Raw genomic sequence first — 18,224 nt, forward strand, 5'->3', positions numbered from 1 at the left:
TACGGACGGGTCGTCGACCCCGCGCTCGCCCGCGCCGTGATGGAGGGCCCGAGCACCGTGGGCTTCGTCGCGATCGAGGACGTCGCGATCGGCCGGGTCGTCGTCACGGGCGAGTGGGCCGGACTGGCGGCCGTCGAGGTCGCACCCGCGCACCGCCGCCGAGGCCTGGCCCGGCGCATCGTCGAGACGTCGCTGGCCTGGGCGGTCGAGCGCGGCGCCGACAAGGCGTACCTGCAGACGATGCGCGACAACCACGCCGCCCTCGCGCTGTACGAGCCCTACGGGTTCACGACGCACCACGCGTACCGGTACCTGACGCCGGGCTGACCTGCCCCCCACTTTTGGTGCAGGATGACGGCCCAGCCGCCCTCAGGACGTAAACACGCACCAAAAGTGGGAAACGGCCGGCGAGTGGAACGGCAGGGCGAGCTAGCCCCGCTTCTTCTTGGGCTCGGGCTTCTTGCCGCAGATGACGTGGTCGGCCGCCTGGTAGTAGGCGGTGTCCTTCTCGGTCTTCACGCGCTTGCCGCCCTGGTAGAAGTCGCGGTGGATGTCGATGTCGAAGCCGGTGACCGGGGCCTGGGCGACGCACGCGGCGGTGTCGTCGTAGCGCTCGCCCGGAGTGCGGAAGTTGTACCGCTCGCTCGAGCGCGACTTCACCTCGTACACCTTCGTGCCGTACATCTCGACGTTCATCCTGCCGATGGTGCCGGGGGTGCTGCGATCGACCCAGGCGCGGATGACGACGCCCGTCTTGTACGGATTGCGGAACCGCAGGTCGAGGCTGCCGTAGTAGATCGTCGCCTCGCGCCCGACCGGGTAGCGGTCGATGTAGAAGGCGTGCGGATGGTGCTCGATGTCGTCGAGGCCCGCGAAGAACGCCGCGTTGTAGGCGGTCGTGGCGACCTGCGAGACGCCTCCCCCGAGCTCTTCGCGGAACACGCCCCCGTTGATGACGAAGCCCGAGGTGAAGCCGTTGGCCTCGGTCCGCTCGCCGACGATGTCGTTGAAGCTGAAGGTCTCGCCCGGCTGCAGGATCGTGCCGTTGATCCGGCGAGCCGCCTCGGCCTGGTTGATGTTGCGGTAGTCGGCGTGCGGGTACTCGGTGGTGTAGCCGCCGATCTTCTCCTTGATGCCCAGGGCTTTCGCGTCCTCGGTCGTGAAGTCCGGCTGGACCGCGGTCGCCTCGACCGTGACCGAGCGCTCAGCGCCGGTCTTGGTGATGACCGGCACGAGCCGCTCTGCCATCTTCTCGGGGTCGAGGCCCACCCCGGCCTTGCCGGGGACGATCTCGGGCTTGCCCCCGGAGAAGCGGAACGAGGCGTCGACGGCGCGCCGGCCGATCCCCGTCGTGGAGCTGGTGAGCGGTCCGGCGAGGTCCTTGGCGTCGATCGTCGGCACCATCTGGCCGTCGCGCACGACGATCGCCAGCGCGGGCGCGTACGCGGTCACCGGCAGGTCGACCTTGTCGGATCCGACGTTGAGCGTGACGGGTGCCGCCACGGCGGGCCCGGCGATCGTGCGCATGGCGTCCTGCAGGCCTGCTGCGTCGACACTGGGTGCGACCGCCTCGACGGGCACCTCGAGCGGGCCGTCGGTCGTGAGCCAGGCATCGCGGAGCTGCTGGGCGAACTCGTCCTGCGGCACCTCGTTGCCGGCCCGCGGCCGGCGGGCCTTCGGCTTCGCGTCCGGGAAGGTGATCTGGGCCTCGACGACCGGCTGGTCGACGGCCTCGGCGATCTTGGCGACCGCGGCCTCGAGCTTGGCCTCGTCGACCTCGAGCTCGGGGTCGTGATCCTTGCCACCGGCGACGAGGGCGATCATGGCGCGCGGGTCCCAGGACCGGCCACCGGCCGCACGGATGCTGGCCGGCACGTCGACCGCGAGCCCGGCCTGCTGCGGCTCGATCTCGAAGTCCTGGTCATCGAACGTGGCGACGATCGGCTCGTCGATCCGGTCGGCCAGGCCCTTCTCGAGCGCGGACTCGGCGTCGTCGGGGCTCTTGCCGCCGACCTCCACGCCGGCCACGGACGTGTCCGCGGCGAGGCGCTGGCCGGTCATGACGTAGCCGACGACGTACGCGACGCCCAGGACGGCCACGAGTCCAGCGACGGCCACCAGGACGCGACGGCGGGTCACCGGCCGATGCCCTTGTAGGCGGTCTTCTCGGACTCGTCCTGGCGCACGATCGAGCCGTAGTGCGAGCGGTAGTACAACAGCGGGTCGTCGGTGTCGGCCCGGAAGTCGGCCCACGTGACGCGCCCGACGAGGATCAGGTGGTCGCCGCCGTCGTGCTCGGCCTCGGTCTCGCACTCCAGCCACGACAGCGCGTCGTCGAGCAGCGCGAGTCCGCCGGGGCTGCGCGTGTGGGCGATGTCGGCGAACTGGGTCTCCAGCGGGCGACCGCGGTGGGCGAACCACGCGGACGCCTCACGTCCCTGCTCGGCCAGGATCGAGACGCCCCAGCGCTTCGACTCGAGCACCGCGTCGTGGAACCGGCTGCCCTTGTTGGAGCACACCAGCACGAGCGGTGGGATGAGCGAGACGGACGTGAAAGCACTCGCCGTCATCGCGTGGTCGACGCCGTCGTGCTGGGTCGACACGACGGTCACCCCGCTGGCGAATCGTGACAGTGCACCCCGGAATGCGGCCTGGTCGACGGACTTCTCCACCTTCCCAGCCTACGGGCTGCGGACCAACCGGCTACTCACGCCAGACCCGCGAACAGGTCCTCCTCGAAGCCCGACTCGCCACGCGGTCCCGCCTGGCCCTTCGCGAGGCGGTAGTACTCGGTTCCCCACGTGATCGCCGCGAGGTCCATCCCCATGGCGAAGAACTGCCCGTCGGGAGTGATCTGGCTGGCGTGGGCCCGCATGGCGTCGAGCTTGGCCTCGACGTGCTCGGGAGTGGACGAGATCGCCGTGCTCAGGTCCTCGTCCTCGGCGAACATCGGCGGCAGGTTGTCGAGGTCGAACTCGAACGGCATCTCGATCCCGGCGTCCGCCGCCATGCGCGCTCCCTCCCGCAGCCGCGACGCCGACTCGCTGAGCCAGTAGATCTTGGGGATGTCCCACGCGGCCCCGAGGTCGCGACGATGCGACTCGACGGCCGCGAGCGAGGCCGCGTAGTGCGCGACCCGGTGCGCCTGGATGTGGTCCGGGTGTCCGTAGTTGCCGAACTCGTCGTACGTCACGAGGACCTGCGGCCGGACCTCGCGGATCACGGCCACGAGGTGGTTCGCGGCCTCCAGCAGGTCGGCGCGCCAGAACGCCTGCGGATGCAGCTCGACCATCGCGGCGGCGTTGCCGTTCTCGTCCCAGATCATCCCGGAGTCGCGGTACGTGAAGTCGCCACCCAGGCGACGGTGGTCCGTGACCCCCAGGTGCGCCATCGCGTCCGCCAGCTCGGTCAGGCGGTGCGGTGCGAGGCGATCCTCGCGATCGACGGCCAGGTGCTCGAGCTCGGGCACGAGGACCTCGCCCTCCTCGCCCAGCGTGCAGGTCACGAGCGTGACCTGGGCGCCTTCGGCGGCGTAGCGGGCCATCGCGAGCCCACTGCCGATGGACTCGTCGTCGGGGTGGGCGTGGACGAGCAGCAGGCGGCGATCGGGCATGCGACCAATGTAGAGCGCCCTGCGAAGATGGAGCCCATGACCGACTCGTATCCCCGGCTGGCGGCACGGACGCTGCGCTTCACCCTCGGCATCCCCCGCAACATCACCGTCTCCCCCGACGGCGCGGCGGTGCGGTTCATCCGCACGCCCGACGGGGTCACGCGCAGCGGCCAGCTCTGGGAGCTCGACGTCGAGAGCGGTGACGAGACGCTGCTCGTCGACCCCCAGGACGTGCTCGGCGGCGCCGCCGAGGACCTCTCCGACGAGGAGCGCTCGCGGCGCGAGCGCAGTCGTGAGTCCTCCGGCGGCCTCGTCTCGTACGCCGTCGACGAGACGGGACGCTGGGCGTGCTTCACGCTCTCGGGCCGCCTGTTCGCGGTGCACCTGGGCGCGAAGGCCGTGCGCGAGCTGCCGGCCGGTGGCACCGTCATCGACCCTCGCCTCGACCCGACCGGACGCAACGTCGCCTACGCGACCGCCGAGGGCGAGCTGCGCGTCGTGGACGTCGCCGGCGACCGCGACCGCGCCCTGGTCTCACCCGCCGGCGACACCGAGGCGTGGGGTCGAGCCGAGTTCATCGCCGCCGAGGAGATGGACCGGCACCGCGGTTTCTGGTGGGCCCCGGACGGGCGCTCGCTGCTGGTCGAGCGGTATGACGACGCCCCCGTGCAGGCGTGGCACATCGCCGATCCCGCGAACCCCGACCGGCCCGCGGTCGAGCAGCGCTACCCCGCCGCAGGCACGCCCAACAGCCGCGTCACGCTGTGGCACGTGCCCCTCGAGGGCGGCGAGCCGCACGAGGTGACGTGGGACCACGACGCGTTCGAGTACCTCGCGCGGGTGGACTGGTCCGAGGGCTCCGACCCGGTGATCCAGGTCATCAGCCGCGACCAGCGCGAGAGCCTCGTGCTGGACGTCGATCCCGTGAGCGGCGCGACCCGCACCGTGCGAGAGCTGCACGACGACGCCTGGGTCGAGTTGTCCGCCACGCCCCGGCGCGATGCCGCCGGCCGCCTCGTGACCCTCGAGGACACGGGCGACCGTCGTCGTGTCTGCGTCGACGGGTCCCCCGTCAGTGGGGACGAGTGGCAGGTCCGCTCGATCGTCGCGGTCGACGAGCACGGCATCCTCGTCACGGCCTCGGCTGAGCCCACCGAGGTGCACCTCGTCCGCTTCGGCGCGGACGGCGCAGCCGAGGTGCTCACCACGGGGACCGGCGTCCACGGTGCCGTCGTCGGGGGCGACACGACGGTCATCGTGCGCAGCGAGCTGGACTCGACCTCCACCACGGTCACGGTGCACTCCGGCGGCCGCGAGCCGCAGCCGATCCGGGTGCTCTCGGCGACACCGCCACTCCAGCCGAGCCCCCGGCTCGTCCGTCTCGGCGAGCGCGAGCTGTGCGCGGCGGTGCTCTTCCCGCGTGACCACGTGCCCGGCTCCGAGCGCCTGCCCCTGCTGATGGACCCCTACGGCGGGCCGGGCGCCCAGCGCGTCCTCGCCTCGGGCCGGATGTTCCTGGAGGCGCAGTGGATGGCCGACCAGGGCTTCTGCGTCGTCGTGGCCGACGGCCGGGGCACCCCGGGTCGCGGCTCGTCCTGGGACCGGGCGATCCATCACCGGTTCGCGGACGTGACCCTCGCCGACCAGGTGGACGCCGTCGCCGCGGTCGCCGCGATGTACCCCGACGACGTCGACGCGGACCGCGTCGGCATCACCGGCTGGTCGTACGGCGGCTACCTCTCGGCGCTCGCCGTGCTGGCCCGGCCCGACGTGTTCCACGCCGCCGTCGCGGGCGCACCCGTCACGGAGTGGCGCCTGTACGACACGTGCTACACCGAGCGGTACCTGGGCCACCCGGCCGAGGTGCCCGAGGTCTACGACGCGAACTCGCTGCTGCCGCTGGCACCACGGCTGGAGCGGCCGCTCATGCTGATCCACGGGCTGGCCGACGACAACGTCGTGGCGGCCCACACCCTGCGGCTCTCGTCGGCACTGCTCGCGGCCGGGCGCTCACACACCGTGCTGCCGCTCTCGGGCGTCACGCACATGACGCCTCAGGAGGAGGTCGCGGAGAACCTCAAGCTCATACAGATGGAGTTCCTGCGGCAGCAACTGGCTTGACCAGGCGCAGCCGGCGTCCGCCCTGCGCCGCGACGGGGCGGTTGATCGGGACGACGTCGGCGTGGCGGCGCGGGGCCTGCACGAGCGAGGCCATCGCCGAGCCGAACTCCTCGACCGCGACGTCGGCGTCCTCGAGGCGACCGACCTGCAGGTGGAACGACTGCCACATGTCGGGGTACTCGCGAGCGATGACGCGCGGACCCTCGGCCATCGCGGTGACCTTCTGCAGGAAGGCCTCGGCGTCGGTGCGCAGCGGGTCCTGCCCGCTGTAGTGCACGACCATCGGCGGCAGCTGGTCGAAGTCGCCGTGCAGCGGCGAGACCATCGGGTCCATCGGATCGGTGCCGCCCAGGAACGTGCGCGCCCAGCGGGTCGCCAGGGCCGGCGTGAACCACGGGTCGGACGAGGCGGGGCGGGAGCGGTCGAGGTCGACGCTCTTGTCCAGCCACGGGCTGATCATGCCGATCGCGGCGGGCATCGGCAGGCCGAGGTCGCGGATCTCGAGGGCCATCGACAGCGCGAGGCCGGCGCCGGCGTCGTCACCGGCCAGCACGACCGTGCGCGGGTCGATGCCGTAGGACGGCAGGGCGCGGTAGAGGGCGATGAGCGAGTCGAGCGCGACCGGGTACGGGTTCTCGGGGGCCAGCGGGTACTCCGGCACGATCAGGTCCATGCCCGAGTGCAGCGCGATGTTGGCGGCGAAGGGGCGGTAGGCCTTGGCGCTGCCGACGACGAGCCCGCCGCCGTGCAGGTAGATCATCGTGGCGCGGCCGGTCGCCGGGCCGGAGCCCTCGACCGTCACGTACTGCACGGGCAGGCCGGCGATCACGTCGAAGTCGTAGATGGTTCCCTCCGGGGCGCGGGCGCCACCGGAGATGGAGTCGGCCATGGTGCGCTTGGCGCCCAGGCTGACACGCGTCGAGTGCATGACGGGGCGCGCCATCATCAACCGCGTGCGCACGAGCGGCTTGGGAACGCTCATCTGGTCTCCTCCGAGAAAGCGGTGCAGCAGCATCACTTAAGTAAGTAGGTATTGACTTCAAGGAAGTGACGTCAGACTAAGAGCCGCATGACGCGACTTTCAACTTGATTGCAGAAATTTGTCGAAGTACGCACTTACTTCTGTAAATCCCGTCACATTGGTCACATGCACCCCACCAGTAACGCCATCTTTTGCCTGTGGCGGGGGGCCGTGACCTACGGTGACTGCCGTGACCGTTGAGCCAGGGCCCAAGCGGCGGATGTCCGCCGAGCGGCGCCGTGCCCAGATCATCGACTCGGCACGCGCGGTGTTCGCTCGCCAGGGCTACGCCGGCAGCCGCACCCGCGAGATCGCGGCCGAGGCCGGGGTCAACGAGGCCATGCTGTACCGGCACTTCCCGTCCAAGGAGGAGCTGTTCGAGGCCTCCGTCCTCGAATCCATCGACGCAGCGATGGTCCGCGCCACCGCGAATGCGCGCGGCATCAGCCGCGACCTGGCGGGCTCGGCCACCCAGATCGACGACGGCATCCGCAAGTTCTTCACCGACCTGGCCGACATCGCCGTCGAGCTCGGGCCGCTCATCGGCGCCACGCTCTTCGGTCCGGACTCCCCCGTGCGCACCAAGCTCGTCGAGCGCCTCGACGCCCTGTTCGACGTCGCGACGGCCATCACCGTCAGCGGGATCCCGGACCTCATGAAGGACGACGTCGACGTCCGCCTGGGCATGGAGAAGATCTTCGGCGCCCTGTGGTTCACCGCCGAGATGGCCCGGTGGACGAAGCGGACGTTCGATCGCGAAGTCGTGCTCGACCAGCTGATGCTGACGATCTACGAGGGCCTCATCGACCTGCCGGACGAGGCGAAGAGCCCCGCTTGAGCCGCTTCGGCGCCTCTGGCAACGGCGGCGCCGGACTGATCGCTGTCGGCCCTGCGTCGATGAGCCAGCCCCCGGCCTCCTCGGCCAACGACGCGAGGTCCTCCACCTCGCCGGCGACCTCGACGATCCAGGCCGCGTCCTCGGCGTCGTCCTCGCCCGCGAACTCCTCACGGTGCAGGTGCGCCGTCACCCGGCGCTCGGCCAGCATCTCGACGAACGCCTCGGCGTCGTCGCGCTCGTCGAAGTGGATCGCGGAGGCGTCACGCATGCTGCGACGGTAGCGCGCCCTCCTGCGCTCGCGGCAGGACCCACCGCGTGAGGACGACGCCCCAGGCCGCGGCCACCACGAACATCACGAGGCCGTAGACCGCGGCCGGCACGGACAGCTCGACGCTGTCGAGGACCTCCACCGCCACGTAGATCGCGAGCGTCGCGTTGTGGACGCCGATCTCGAACGAGCAGGCGACGGCCTGCCGATCGGTGACTCCGGCCCACTTGGGGACCACGTAGCCCACGAGCAGGCTGGCCACGCAGAACAGGGTGACCGCGAGCCCCACGGAGGCTGCGTAGTCGGCCACGTTCTCGCGCTGGTCCGCGACGATCCCCGCGATGATGACGAAGAGCAGGAAGGCGGACCCGATGCGGACCGGCTTGTCCATGCGGTCGGCGAAGTCCGGTCGCTTCGCGCGGACGAGCATGCCGAGCGCCACCGGCACCAGGACGACCGCGAAGACCTCGACCACCTTCCGGTACTGCAGGGACACCTCGTCCCCGAGGTCGAAGTACGCCATCGCGAGGTTGGTGACGATCGGCAGCGACACGATCGCGACGATCGAGTTGATCGCCGTCAGCGTGATGTTGAGGGCGACGTCGCCGTGGAACAGGTGGCTGAACAGGTTCGCCGTGCTGCCGCCGGGCGAGGCCGCGAGCAGCATCATGCCCACCGCCAGCAACGGTGACAGGTCGAGTGCCAGCACGAGGCCGAAGCACACGACCGGCAACAGCACGAGCTGGCACAGCAGGGCGACCGTGACCGCACGGGGCGACCGGCGCACCCGCGCGAAGTCCGCCACGGTGAGCGACAGGCCGAGACCGAACATGATGACACCGAGCGCGACGGGCAGGCCGACGGTCGACAGAGCCGAATCCATGGCGGTCACCCTACGTGACACAGGTCACATGTTTGGCTGAACTCAGAGCGCGTCGCGGATCGCGGGCAGCCGCGCCTCGAAGGCCGCCAGGCGATCACGGGTGCGCTGGGGCTCGCCCTTCGTCGCGAGGTTGAGCATCCCCGGGTCGCCGCGCTCGATGCCCGCGGCGATCCGCTCGGTCGCCGTCGTCATCCGCGCGACGACGGCGTCCAGCAGCGTCATCGGACCCCACTCCGCGTAGGTGTCGACCACCAGGTCGAGGCGGCGGGCGACGTCCTCGACGGGGATCTCGCGGTAGAGCGGGATGGCCGTCCAGCACAGGAACGCGAGGTCGTCGATGCGCTCCCCCGGGCCGGCCAGGTCCCAGTCGATCATCGCCACGAAGTGCCCGCTCTGGATGATCCAGTTGTAGGCGCCGGTGTCGTTGTGGCAGATGATCTGGTCGTCCGCCAGCTCGATCGGCTCCTCGCCGCCCTGGCGCCACACACGTGGGCCATCGGGGCGGAAGCCGTCGACGATGTCGTGGAAGTCGCGCAGCCACGCGACCGCCTCGACCAGGACGTCGTCCAGCACGACCTCGCCGTCCACCGGGACGCCGCGGCCCTCGATGTACGAGACGATCTCGCGGCCGTCCTCGTCGATTCCGGACACGTGCGGGATGCCACCGAGTCCCTCGTCGGCGAGCCAACCCAGCAGCTCGTGGACCGCGGGGGTCCACGGGCCGGTCGGGCGCCGGACGGTGCGGCCGACACGCCAGACGCCGCCGGAACCGCCGGGGAGGTGTTCGGGGATCTCTTCACCTTCTGCCACGCTGGCATCGTGACACATCACCACGCCATCCAGCCTCCCGAAGGTCCCCCGCGCCCGCGGCTGGCGTGGTCGCTGGCCGCCGTCGTCGTCGTGTTGGCACTGCTGTCGCTGGCCGCCCTGGGGGTCCTGTGGCCCGACCGTGCCGACGTCCCACAGGGCGCGGACCCGTACGGCAACGTGGCGATCCTCGACGCCGAGGTCACGAAGGCCACGCCGTTCGACTGCAACAGCAGTGGGATCGGCCCCGACAACACCCCGATGGTCGAGGGCTCCTGCGCCCAGGTCACGGCCGAGACGGAACGGGGCACGACCGCGGTGTTCACGCTCGACCCGACCAGGTACGTCGGCGCGGGCATGGAGCCGGGCGACCAGATCCGCGTCATCGAGATCGCGCCCGAGGGCCAGCAGGCGACGTACGAGTTCTACGACCACCAGCGTGGATCGCAGCTGGGCATCCTCGCGATCGTGTTCGCCGTCCTGGTCGCACTGGTCGGCCGCTGGCGCGGGTTCTTCGCCCTCATCGGCATCGGCATCACGCTGCTGATCCTGCTGAGGTTCGTGATGCCGGCACTGTTGGCCGACCGCCCGCCGATCGCGGTGGCCGTCGCCGGCTCGACCGTGATCATGCTGGCCGTGCTCTATCTCGCTCACGGCATCTCGATCCGGACGACCTCGGCGCTGTTCGGGACCCTGTTCGGCATCGCCTTCACGGCGATCATCGGGGCCGCCACGACCGACTGGGCCCACCTGACGGGCATCGGGTCCGAGGACGACCACCTGCTGCTGGCCACGGCCCCGCAGATGAGCCTGGCCGGAGTCGTCGCCGCCTCCATGGTGATCGCGGGTCTCGGCGTGCTGAACGACGTGACCGTGACCCAGGCCAGCGCCGTCTGGGAGATGCGTGCGCTGAAGCCGACGGCGGGCAGGACCGAGCTGTTCACCTCGGCCATGCGCATCGGCCGCGACCACATCGCGTCGAGCGTCTACACGCTGGTCTTCGCGTACGCCGGCACCGCCATGACGACCCTGCTGCTGATCTCGGCGTACCAGCGATCCCTGCTCGAGGTGGCCGTGACCGAGGGAATCGCGCAGGAGGTCGTGCGGACCCTGGTCGGTGCCATCGGTCTCGTGCTGGCCGTCCCCATCACGACGGCGATCGCCGTGTGGCTGGCCCCCGCGAAGTCCCGCCCCGCCGAGGTCCAGGTCTAGGACGTCACGCCGTGTCGGCGCGGGCGAACGCGCCGGTCAGCGGGTCAGTCGGGTCCTGACGGCATCGGCGAAGCGCTCGGCCGCGCCGGGGACGAGGTCGAGGTAGAGGCACGGCTCGACGGCCTCGAGCTCCATCACGACCGGACCCGCCGGGCCCGGCACCATGTCCACCCGCAGGTAGAGCGGCATGCCGAACCGTGCCGCGAGCTGGTCGTGGGCAGAGGCCGCGAGATCGAGGAACTCCGGCGGGGCTTCGCTGACGGTGACGAGGTCGTCGTCGTGCATCACGGCGGCCGGGGACGACGGGTCGTCCGGGTCGAGCAGCGGCTGGGTGCCCTGCTCGCGCAGCACCGGCTTCTTGTGCAGGACGTGCGACAGCTCACCGCCGACGAAGACGACGGCGGTCTCGCCCTGCGCGTCGACGCCCTCGACGTAGGGCTGGACCATCGCCACCCGGCCCGAGTCGTTGATCTGCGCGATGAGCCCGCGGGCCTCGTCGTGGTGGTCGGGGTCGAACCGGCCCGTGTCGCGCCCACCCGCGGAGACCGTGGGCTTCACGACGACCTCGCCTCGCAGCCGGGGCGCCTCTCCCCCGGGCACGACGTACGTCGTCGGGACCGTCGGGACGCCCAGCGCCCCGAGGTAGGCCTTGTCGGAGTTGAAGGCGATGAGGTCGGCCTGGTTCGCGACCCGATCCCCGAGCGAGCGCACCCACGCGACGAACGCGTCACGCTGGATCGTGTAGTCCCAGACCGAGCGGATCACCACGAGGTCGAACCGCGACCAGTCGACCTCGGGGTCGTCCCAGACCACGAACTCGGCACCGAGCAGGCGCGCGGCCTCACGGTCGTCCTCGAACCCTTCGGCGAGCTTGGCGCAGGTGGCGAAGGCGATGCGCGACTCGGTCATCACAGGCCCCGACGCTGACGGAACACCGCGACCAGCGCGTTCGCGTGACCGTGGCCGAAGCCGTGCTGGTCCTTCAGGAACGCGACCTGCTCCATGTGCTTGGCGTCGGCGACCGGCTCGAGCTGCTGCATCCAGTGCTCGATCGGCTGGCCGTACTTGGCCTCGATGGCCGGGAAGTACGAGGCGGGACCCTTCACGTCGCTCATGCGCCCGAGCCTAGGACGAGTGGACGGGCTTTCGTCAGCCGGACTCGCCCCAGATCAGGCCGTGGGCGACGACGGCCTCCTCCAGCAGGCGGACCGCCTTCGGGCCGACGCCGTGCAGCGCGGCGATCTCGGACTGCGGGCGCTGGACCACGAGCGCCAGCGACGTCAGTCCGGCGTCCGTCAGCGCCCGGGTGGCGGGCCGGCCGATCCCGGCGGGCAGGTCGCCCGGATCGGGCGCTTCGGTGTTCTCGGTCATCTCACGTCTCCGTCCACGTAGTACCAGCGCCCGTCCTCGCGGACGAACCGCGAGCGCTCCTGCAGGATCCGCAGCTCGCCGGCCGCGATGTACGAGGCCCGGAACTCCACGATCCCCGTGGTGTCGTCCGGCCGCCCCTCGACGGTGTCGAGCACCTGCAGCCCGCGCCAGCGCGGGTTGTCCGACAGGTCGAGGTCCTCGGGACGGGTCGACGGGTGCCACGTCCGCAGCAGCCAGGCGGAGTCGCCGCTCTTGAACGCGTCGAACCGCGATCTCATGAGCGCCTCGGCGGTCTGGGGCTCCTCGGTCACCGCCCCAGCCTCGCACGACACAATCGACCCATGGACGTCCTGCGCTCGATCGCCCTGTTCGCCATCGCCGCCGTCGCCGAGATCGGCGGTGCCTGGCTCGTCTGGCAGGGCGTCCGCGAGCACCGGGGTGTCGTGTGGATGGGCCTGGGCGTCATCGCCCTCGGCCTGTACGGCTTCGTCGCGACGCTGCAGCCGGACGCGAACTTCGGCCGCATCCTGGCGGCCTACGGCGGCGTCTTCGTCGCCGGATCGCTCGCCTGGGGGACGCTGGTCGACGGCTTCCGTCCCGACCGCTGGGACCTCACCGGCGCTGCGGTCTGCCTCGCCGGCGTCGCCCTGATCATGTACGCGCCCCGCGGCGCCTGAGCGCCCGTGGGGGACGCAGGATGATGCACCGCGTCCTGCTCAGGTGCCCGAATGCCTCATCGTCCCTCGCCGGAGCGGCCCTCCGCCTGGCGCGCCGCACGCCCGCCCACGATCGCTCCGTGGACGACGAGGCCGAGGATCACCGCCGCGCCGACCATCACCGAGCCGAACAGGACCGCGTCCGGCGACGGGATCGCCACGCTGAGGGCCACGAGGATCGACACGGCCGCCGCGAGCTGCGTCGGGCGCTCGGCCCGCTGGTGCGCCGCCAGCCACGCCTCGTCGCTGGTCATCGTGCTGGGCGTGCGGATCCCGGCCCACTGATTGCGCCCCAGCCGCCCGGACGCTGCGGCGCGCGCCATCCACAGCAGCAGGACACCCGTCCCGCCCATCACCACGAACAGCACGATCCGGGCCACGGTCTCCTCGCTCATCGGTCCACCGTAGGTGGGACGAACGATGATGCCTTCGGGTACCCCAGCGGGGTCGAATGCCTCATCGTGCGTCCCCCAGCGGGAGCCCCACGCCGGTCGTAGGGTGTCCGCGTGAGCGACGACGCCTTCGACACCCTGATGACCTCGGTCGACCCGCCCCTGGTGGTGGTGACGACGGAGGTCGACGGCGAGCGAGCGGGGTGCCTGGTCGGATTCCACTCCCAGTCGAGCATCGACAGCGGCCACTACAGCGTGTGGCTGTCGAAGGCGAACCACACCTACCGCGCGGCCCTGCGGGCGACTCATTTGGCGGTGCACTTCCTGACCGACCGGGACCTCGCGCTGGCCGAGCGGTTCGGCACGCAGTGCGGCGCGGAGACCGACAAGTTCGCCGGCCTCGCGATCGACTCCGACGAGCACGGGTCGCCGCTGCTGCGGGAATGCCCGAACCGGCTCGTCCTCGAGCGCACGGCGGTGCTGGACGACGGCGGGGACCACGTCTGCCTGACCACGCGCGTGCTGAGCGCCCACACGGGCGGGACGTTCACCCCGCTTCGCGTCTCGGACGCGTCCCACCTCGACCCCGGCCACCCGGCCGAGGCCCGCGCGATCCATCCCTGAACCGCCGGGCCCGCCGCTCAGCCCTCGTTGAGCTCGGCGAGGAACGCGCGACCTCGCTCGCTCGTGGGGTTCTCGAGCACCTGCTCCGGCGTGCCCTCCTCGGCGATGCCCCGGTCCGCCATCAGGACGACCCGGTCCGCCGCGCGGCGCGCGAAGCGCATCTCGTGGGTCACCACGACCATCGTCATGCCGTCGTCGGCCAGCCCGCGCATGACCTGCAGCACCTCGCCCACGAGCTCGGGATCGAGCGCCGAGGTCGGCTCGTCGAAGAGCATGACCTCCGGATCCATGGCCAGCGCCCGGGCGATGGCCACGCGCTGCTGCTGGCCGCCCGACAGGTTGTCGGGGTAGGCCTGCGCCTTCTCGGCCAGGCCGACCCGCTCGAGCAGCTGGACGGACCGCTCGCGCGCCTCGGCCTTCGACCGTCCGAGCACGTCCTGCTGGGCCATCGTCAGGTTGTCGATCACCTTCATGTGGGGGAAGAGGTTGAACGACTGGAACACCATGCCGATGCGGCTGCGCAGGCGGTTGAGGTGCTTCTCGGAGTAGGTCAGCTCCTCGCCGCCGAGCCGGATCGTGCCCGACTGGACGCGCTCGAGGCCGTTGATGCACCGCAGCAGCGTGCTCTTGCCGGCGCCCGACGGTCCGATCAACACGACCACCTCGCCGGGATGCACCGCCAGGTCGACCCCGTCGAGCACGGTCGTCTCGCCGAACTTCTTGACGATGCCGCGCATCTCGACGAGCGGCCGGCCGGGGTCCAGGTCACTGAGTCCGGAAGTCTCGTGGACGGTCATGCGTCACCTCCGGTGGGCGCTGAGTCGGTGCTCGAGACGGTTCACCAAGAAGGTGAGCACGAGCACGATGGCCAGGTAGTAGAGCGAGACGATGAGATACATCGTCAGGGGCTCGTACGTCGAGGCAGCCGGGTTGCGCGACGCCTGGAAGAGCTCGGTCATGCCGATGAAGGCGACGAGCGACGAGTCCTTCACGGCGATGATGAACTGGCTGCCGAGCACCGGCAGGATCGCACGCAGCATGAGTGGCGCACGGACGCGGCGCAGGGTCTTCAGGCGCGACATGCCCAAGGACCTGGACGCCTCGTTGAGTCCGATCGGGACCGATTGGAAGCCCGACCGGATGATCTCGGCGATGTAGGCCGAGTTGTGGATCGCGAGGGCGATGGCACCGGCCCAGAAGGCGGGCAGGAGCACGACCTCGGTGATGCCGAAGTAGAGCACGAAGATCTGCGCGATGAGCGGCGTGCCGCGGATGATGCCGATGAAGCCGGTCGCGATCCAGCGCAGGACCGCGAGCCGGCTCATCGACATCGAGGCGACGATCGCGCCCAGCACCATCGCGAAGGCCAGGGCCGTCGCGGTGAGGCGCAGGGTCACCCACGTGGCCTCCAGGAAGATCGGGGCCGTGTCGACGAGGTGATCGAGGAAGCTCATGATCAGGAGATGTCCTGACCGAACCACTTCTCGCTGATCTCCGCGTACGTGCCATCTTCCTTGATGGCCGCGAGTGCTTCGTTCAGTTCGTCCGCCAGACCCTCGTTGCCCTTGTCGACGGCGAACGCCGGCTCCTCGGTGTAGAGCGGCTCCCCGCACACGCGCAGGTCACGCTCGGCCTGCTCGATCTGGTAGAGACCGACGAGCCGGTCCGTCATGGCGGCGTCCAGTCGACCGCGATCGACATCCTCGAGCGCGGTGACGTCGGACGTGAACGTGCGGATCTTGCCGACCTAGTCCTCACCATTGAGGAAGTCCTGGTAGGTGGTGCCCGTGGCGACACCGACCGACGGCTTGTCGAGCTTCGTCGGATCCTCGCAGTCGGAGTCCGTCTTGACGAACACCGTGGCGCCCGACGTGTAGTAGCTGTCCGTGAAGTCGACGGCCTTCTCGCGCTTGTCGGTGGGCGTCATTGACGCGATGAGCACGTCGTATCGCTTGCTCTTCAGGCCCTGGATGAGCGTGTCGAAGGCGCCCGTCTCGGTCTTGACGTCCAGGCCCATCTCGTCGCCGATCGCCATGCCGATGTCGTAGTCGAAGCCCGTGAGCTCGTTGTCCTCGTAGTGGCTGAAGGGCCGGAACTCGCCACTCATCGCGACGACGAGCTGGCCGTCCTTGATCAGGCGCGTCTCGTCGGAGCCGGAGCCGGCATCGTCACCGCAGCCGGCGAGGGCCAGGGCCGCGGCCGCGAGCGTCGCCGCCATCGCGGTGCGCCGCCGACGGGAGAAGGGGTTGCTGGGGAAGTTGTTCATCGTGCTGCCTCCGTCCGCGACCCCGAGTGCGGGGCCGGATTCTCGCTTCGGTCAGGGACTGAGGCCATCGGACGTGAGCATTTCCGCCTCCTGAGCGGAGGTCCGCCGGCGCAGGGATGACGCCAGCGGCCGCACCACCCGCGCTTGCTCTCGCGGAGGGCGCACCAATCGCATGGCGTTGACGATGACCAGCAGGACGGACAACTCGTGCACCAACATGCCGACCGCCATCGTGACCCCTCCGGCGAAGACTCCCGCCAACAGGACGAACACCGTCAGGAGGGCGATCGCGATGTTCTGGCGCATGACGGCGACGGTGCGCCGGGCCAGGTCGATGGCACGTGGCAGCTCGAGCAGATCGTCCTGCATCAGCGCGATGTCCGCGGTCTCGATGGCGACCCCCGAGCCCGCGGCGCCCATCGCCACCCCGATGTCGGCCGTGGCGAGCGCGGGCGCGTCGTTGACCCCGTCCCCCACCATCGCGACCGTGTGACCCTCGACCTGCAGCTGCGCCACCACGTCCAGCTTGTCCTCGGGAAGAAGGTGGGCGCGGACGTCGTCCAGTCCGACCTCGGCAGCGACTCCCTCGGCGACCCGCTGGATGTCACCGGTGAGCATGATGACCTTGTGCACGCCTGCGCCGTGCAGGCGCCTGACCATCTCCGTGGCGTCCGGGCGGAGCCGGTCGGCGACCCCGATGACGCCGATGACCCGGGCATCGAGTGCGATCACCAGCGGGGTGCGGCCCCGTCGAGCAAGCGTCTCGACCGCCGCTGCGGCCCCGGCATCGGGCGCGCCCTCATCAGCGATCAGGGACAGGTTGCCCACGGCCACGCGGCGACCGTCGAGGGTGGCGACGATGCCCTTGCCGACCACCGGCTCGGTGTGCTCGGGGATCGCTCCCAGGCGCACTCCCTGCGCCGACGCCGCTTCGATCACGGGTCGAGCCAGCGGGTGCTCGGATCCGGCCTCGGCGCGCGCCGCCCACCCGAGGACGTCGACGCTGTCCAGGGCGGGGTCCAGGACGACGATGTCGGTCAGGTGCGGCCGGCCCTCGGTGAGCGTCCCGGTCTTGTCCAGCGCGACGGCCGAGATCCGTGCGCTGGTCTCGAGGTACTCGCCGCCCTTGATGAGGATCCCGTCCCTCGCACCGCGCCCGATCCCGGCCACGACCGCGACAGGGATGGAGATCACCAGGGCGCCCGGGCAGCCGATGACCAGCAACGTCAGCGCGAGCACCACGTTGCCGGTGGCCACGCCCGTGCCGAGGGCGAGCACGATGATCGCCGGGGTGTACCACGACGAGAACCGCTCCATGAACGTCTGGGTCGCTGCCTTGGCGTCCTGCGCCTCCTCCACGCGGTGGATGATCCGCGCCAAGGTGGTGTCGGCACCGATGCCGGTGGCACGGACCTGCAGGAAGCCACCGCGGGAGATCGTGCCGGCGAACACCCGGTCGCCCCCGACCTTCTCGACGGGCAGGGACTCACCGGTGATGGACGCCTCGTCGAGCGCGCCGGTGCCGGCGATGACCGTGCCGTCGACCGGGACCTTGGCGCCGTTCTTGACCAGGACGGTCTCGTCGCGCCGCACCTCAGTCGGCGAGATCTCGATCTGTGCTCCGTCCCGCACCACGATGGCGACGTCTGGGGCCACGGCGACCAGCTCGGCGAGAGCGGACCGGGTCCTGTTCATCGTCCGAGCCTCGAGCGCGTGCCCGATCGCGAACAGGAAGGTCACGGCGGCGGCCTCCCAGTACTCGCCGATGACGACCGCTCCGATCGCTGCGATCGACACCAGCAGCTCGATCGCGACGGTCCTGACGACCAGCGCTCGCATCGCTTTCAGCAGGATCGGCGTGCCGGCGACGACCGCCGCGGCGATCATGAGGAGATCCGACGCCAGCACAGCGGTCGGCACATCGGCTGCGGCATGCCCCGCGGAGAACGGGTTCACGCCCGCGGCGAAGGAGAGGGTCGCGGCGGCGGCGACGAGCAGGCCCGCGACGATCGGGACGGCCCACGGTGTGCGCCAGCAGCGGGTCAGGGGACTCATGGTGTGACCTTTCGCAAGGAGTGGAGCAGTCGAACGC

The 18,224-nt window shown here is 70.6% G+C and carries 23 protein-coding genes; 6 read left to right on the forward strand and 17 right to left on the reverse strand.

The window, feature by feature from the left end; translation table 11 throughout:
• A partial coding sequence (locus RT323_RS07410) for a GNAT family N-acetyltransferase (RefSeq protein WP_313406531.1) occupies positions 1 to 327 on the forward strand: 327 nt, incomplete at its 5' end.
• A gap of 102 nt (positions 328 to 429) precedes the next feature.
• Here the strand turns inward: RT323_RS07410 and RT323_RS07415 are convergent.
• From RT323_RS07415 to mshB, 3 genes are read right to left on the reverse strand one after another with little or no spacing between them, the layout of a single operon-like run.
• Positions 430 to 2,139: a VanW family protein gene (locus RT323_RS07415; protein ID WP_313406533.1), complete on the reverse strand. Its 1,710-nt coding sequence runs from the start codon at positions 2,137 to 2,139 to the stop codon at positions 430 to 432.
• Positions 2,136 to 2,672 carry a flavin reductase family protein gene (locus RT323_RS07420; protein ID WP_313406535.1) on the reverse strand — a complete coding sequence of 179 codons (537 nt, stop codon included), beginning with the start codon at positions 2,670 to 2,672 and terminating at the stop codon, positions 2,136 to 2,138. Before RT323_RS07420 ends, RT323_RS07415 begins: the two co-directional genes overlap by 4 nt.
• 35 nt (positions 2,673 to 2,707) lie before the next feature.
• Entirely contained in the window at positions 2,708 to 3,613 is a 906-nt protein-coding gene (gene mshB, locus RT323_RS07425; protein WP_313406537.1) for an N-acetyl-1-D-myo-inositol-2-amino-2-deoxy-alpha-D-glucopyranoside deacetylase, read from the reverse strand.
• Positions 3,614 to 3,649: 36 nt separating this feature from the next.
• Here mshB and RT323_RS07430 point away from each other — a divergent pair, with 36 nt between their 5' ends.
• Positions 3,650 to 5,734 (forward strand): prolyl oligopeptidase family serine peptidase, encoded by a 2,085-nt coding sequence (locus RT323_RS07430; protein WP_313406539.1) that lies wholly within the window; start codon positions 3,650 to 3,652, stop codon positions 5,732 to 5,734.
• Here RT323_RS07430 and RT323_RS07435 read toward each other — a convergent pair.
• On the reverse strand, positions 5,697 to 6,716 hold the full coding sequence (locus tag RT323_RS07435) for an alpha/beta hydrolase (protein WP_313406541.1): 1,020 nt from the start codon (positions 6,714 to 6,716) through the stop codon (positions 5,697 to 5,699). The genes RT323_RS07430 and RT323_RS07435 overlap by 38 nt on opposite strands.
• A 229-nt stretch (positions 6,717 to 6,945) precedes the next feature.
• On the opposite strand from RT323_RS07435, the gene RT323_RS07440 reads away from it, so the two are divergent.
• Complete coding sequence (locus RT323_RS07440) at positions 6,946 to 7,593, forward strand: helix-turn-helix domain-containing protein (protein ID WP_313406544.1); 648 nt, start codon at positions 6,946 to 6,948, stop codon at positions 7,591 to 7,593.
• Here RT323_RS07440 and RT323_RS07445 read toward each other — a convergent pair.
• The 3 genes from RT323_RS07445 to RT323_RS07455 are packed head-to-tail and all read right to left on the reverse strand — an operon-like array spanning position 7,556 to position 9,554.
• Entirely contained in the window at positions 7,556 to 7,861 is a 306-nt protein-coding gene (locus RT323_RS07445; protein WP_313406547.1) for a hypothetical protein, read from the reverse strand. The two genes, RT323_RS07440 and RT323_RS07445, sit on opposite strands and share 38 nt — an antisense overlap.
• Complete coding sequence (locus RT323_RS07450; protein WP_313406549.1) at positions 7,854 to 8,744, reverse strand: bile acid:sodium symporter family protein; 891 nt, start codon at positions 8,742 to 8,744, stop codon at positions 7,854 to 7,856. Before RT323_RS07450 ends, RT323_RS07445 begins: the two co-directional genes overlap by 8 nt.
• 42 nt (positions 8,745 to 8,786) lie before the next feature.
• Positions 8,787 to 9,554 carry a phosphotransferase gene (locus RT323_RS07455; RefSeq protein ID WP_313406552.1) on the reverse strand — a complete coding sequence of 256 codons (768 nt, stop codon included), beginning with the start codon at positions 9,552 to 9,554 and terminating at the stop codon, positions 8,787 to 8,789.
• 9 nt (positions 9,555 to 9,563) lie between these two features.
• On the opposite strand from RT323_RS07455, the gene RT323_RS07460 reads away from it, so the two are divergent.
• A complete protein-coding gene (locus RT323_RS07460; protein WP_313406555.1) occupies positions 9,564 to 10,763 on the forward strand; it encodes a YibE/F family protein in 1,200 nt (399 codons plus the stop codon).
• Between the two features lie 36 nt (positions 10,764 to 10,799).
• Here RT323_RS07460 and RT323_RS07465 read toward each other — a convergent pair whose 3' ends face one another.
• From RT323_RS07465 to RT323_RS07480, 4 genes are read right to left on the reverse strand one after another with little or no spacing between them, the layout of a single operon-like run.
• The gene (locus RT323_RS07465) at positions 10,800 to 11,672 is read right to left on the reverse strand and encodes a hypothetical protein (protein ID WP_313406557.1); all 873 of its coding nucleotides are present in this window, start codon (positions 11,670 to 11,672) and stop codon (positions 10,800 to 10,802) included.
• Complete coding sequence (locus RT323_RS07470; protein WP_313406560.1) at positions 11,672 to 11,878, reverse strand: DUF4287 domain-containing protein; 207 nt, start codon at positions 11,876 to 11,878, stop codon at positions 11,672 to 11,674. Before RT323_RS07470 ends, RT323_RS07465 begins: the two co-directional genes overlap by 1 nt.
• A 34-nt stretch (positions 11,879 to 11,912) precedes the next feature.
• Positions 11,913 to 12,134 (reverse strand): helix-hairpin-helix domain-containing protein, encoded by a 222-nt coding sequence (locus tag RT323_RS07475; protein WP_313406563.1) that lies wholly within the window; start codon positions 12,132 to 12,134, stop codon positions 11,913 to 11,915.
• On the reverse strand, positions 12,131 to 12,445 hold the full coding sequence (locus RT323_RS07480; RefSeq protein WP_313406565.1) for a YchJ family metal-binding protein: 315 nt from the start codon (positions 12,443 to 12,445) through the stop codon (positions 12,131 to 12,133). The genes RT323_RS07475 and RT323_RS07480 overlap by 4 nt, the downstream gene beginning before the upstream one ends.
• 30 nt (positions 12,446 to 12,475) lie before the next feature.
• On the opposite strand from RT323_RS07480, the gene RT323_RS07485 reads away from it, so the two are divergent.
• Positions 12,476 to 12,811 carry a YnfA family protein gene (locus RT323_RS07485; protein ID WP_313406568.1) on the forward strand — a complete coding sequence of 112 codons (336 nt, stop codon included), beginning with the start codon at positions 12,476 to 12,478 and terminating at the stop codon, positions 12,809 to 12,811.
• A 56-nt stretch (positions 12,812 to 12,867) separates the two neighbouring features.
• On the opposite strand, the gene RT323_RS07490 is transcribed toward RT323_RS07485, so the two are convergent.
• On the reverse strand, positions 12,868 to 13,245 hold the full coding sequence (locus RT323_RS07490) for an SdpI family protein (RefSeq protein WP_313406570.1): 378 nt from the start codon (positions 13,243 to 13,245) through the stop codon (positions 12,868 to 12,870).
• A gap of 111 nt (positions 13,246 to 13,356) precedes the next feature.
• On the opposite strand from RT323_RS07490, the gene RT323_RS07495 reads away from it, so the two are divergent.
• On the forward strand, positions 13,357 to 13,866 hold the full coding sequence (locus RT323_RS07495) for a flavin reductase (protein ID WP_313406573.1): 510 nt from the start codon (positions 13,357 to 13,359) through the stop codon (positions 13,864 to 13,866).
• A 17-nt stretch (positions 13,867 to 13,883) separates the two neighbouring features.
• On the opposite strand, the gene RT323_RS07500 is transcribed toward RT323_RS07495, so the two are convergent.
• The 5 genes from RT323_RS07500 to RT323_RS07515 all read right to left on the reverse strand — a co-directional run bounded on the left by RT323_RS07500 (position 13,884) and on the right by RT323_RS07515 (position 18,187).
• Positions 13,884 to 14,663, reverse strand: coding sequence for an amino acid ABC transporter ATP-binding protein (locus RT323_RS07500; RefSeq protein WP_313406575.1), 780 nt, complete (start codon positions 14,661 to 14,663; stop codon positions 13,884 to 13,886).
• A 3-nt stretch (positions 14,664 to 14,666) separates the two neighbouring features.
• A complete protein-coding gene (locus tag RT323_RS07505; protein ID WP_313406578.1) occupies positions 14,667 to 15,320 on the reverse strand; it encodes an amino acid ABC transporter permease in 654 nt (217 codons plus the stop codon).
• 2 nt (positions 15,321 to 15,322) lie between these two features.
• Positions 15,323 to 15,538, reverse strand: a complete 216-nt coding sequence (locus RT323_RS16705) for a transporter substrate-binding domain-containing protein (protein WP_396172137.1) — start codon at positions 15,536 to 15,538, stop codon at positions 15,323 to 15,325.
• Positions 15,539 to 15,613: 75 nt separating this feature from the next.
• Positions 15,614 to 16,132 (reverse strand): transporter substrate-binding domain-containing protein, encoded by a 519-nt coding sequence (locus tag RT323_RS16710; RefSeq protein WP_396172139.1) that lies wholly within the window; start codon positions 16,130 to 16,132, stop codon positions 15,614 to 15,616.
• A gap of 51 nt (positions 16,133 to 16,183) precedes the next feature.
• On the reverse strand, positions 16,184 to 18,187 hold the full coding sequence (locus RT323_RS07515) for a cation-translocating P-type ATPase (RefSeq protein WP_313406581.1): 2,004 nt from the start codon (positions 18,185 to 18,187) through the stop codon (positions 16,184 to 16,186).
• Between the last annotated feature and the right edge of the window lie 37 nt (positions 18,188 to 18,224).

Source organism: Aeromicrobium sp. (assembly GCF_032084975.1).
Taxonomy (GTDB): domain Bacteria; phylum Actinomycetota; class Actinomycetes; order Propionibacteriales; family Nocardioidaceae; genus Aeromicrobium.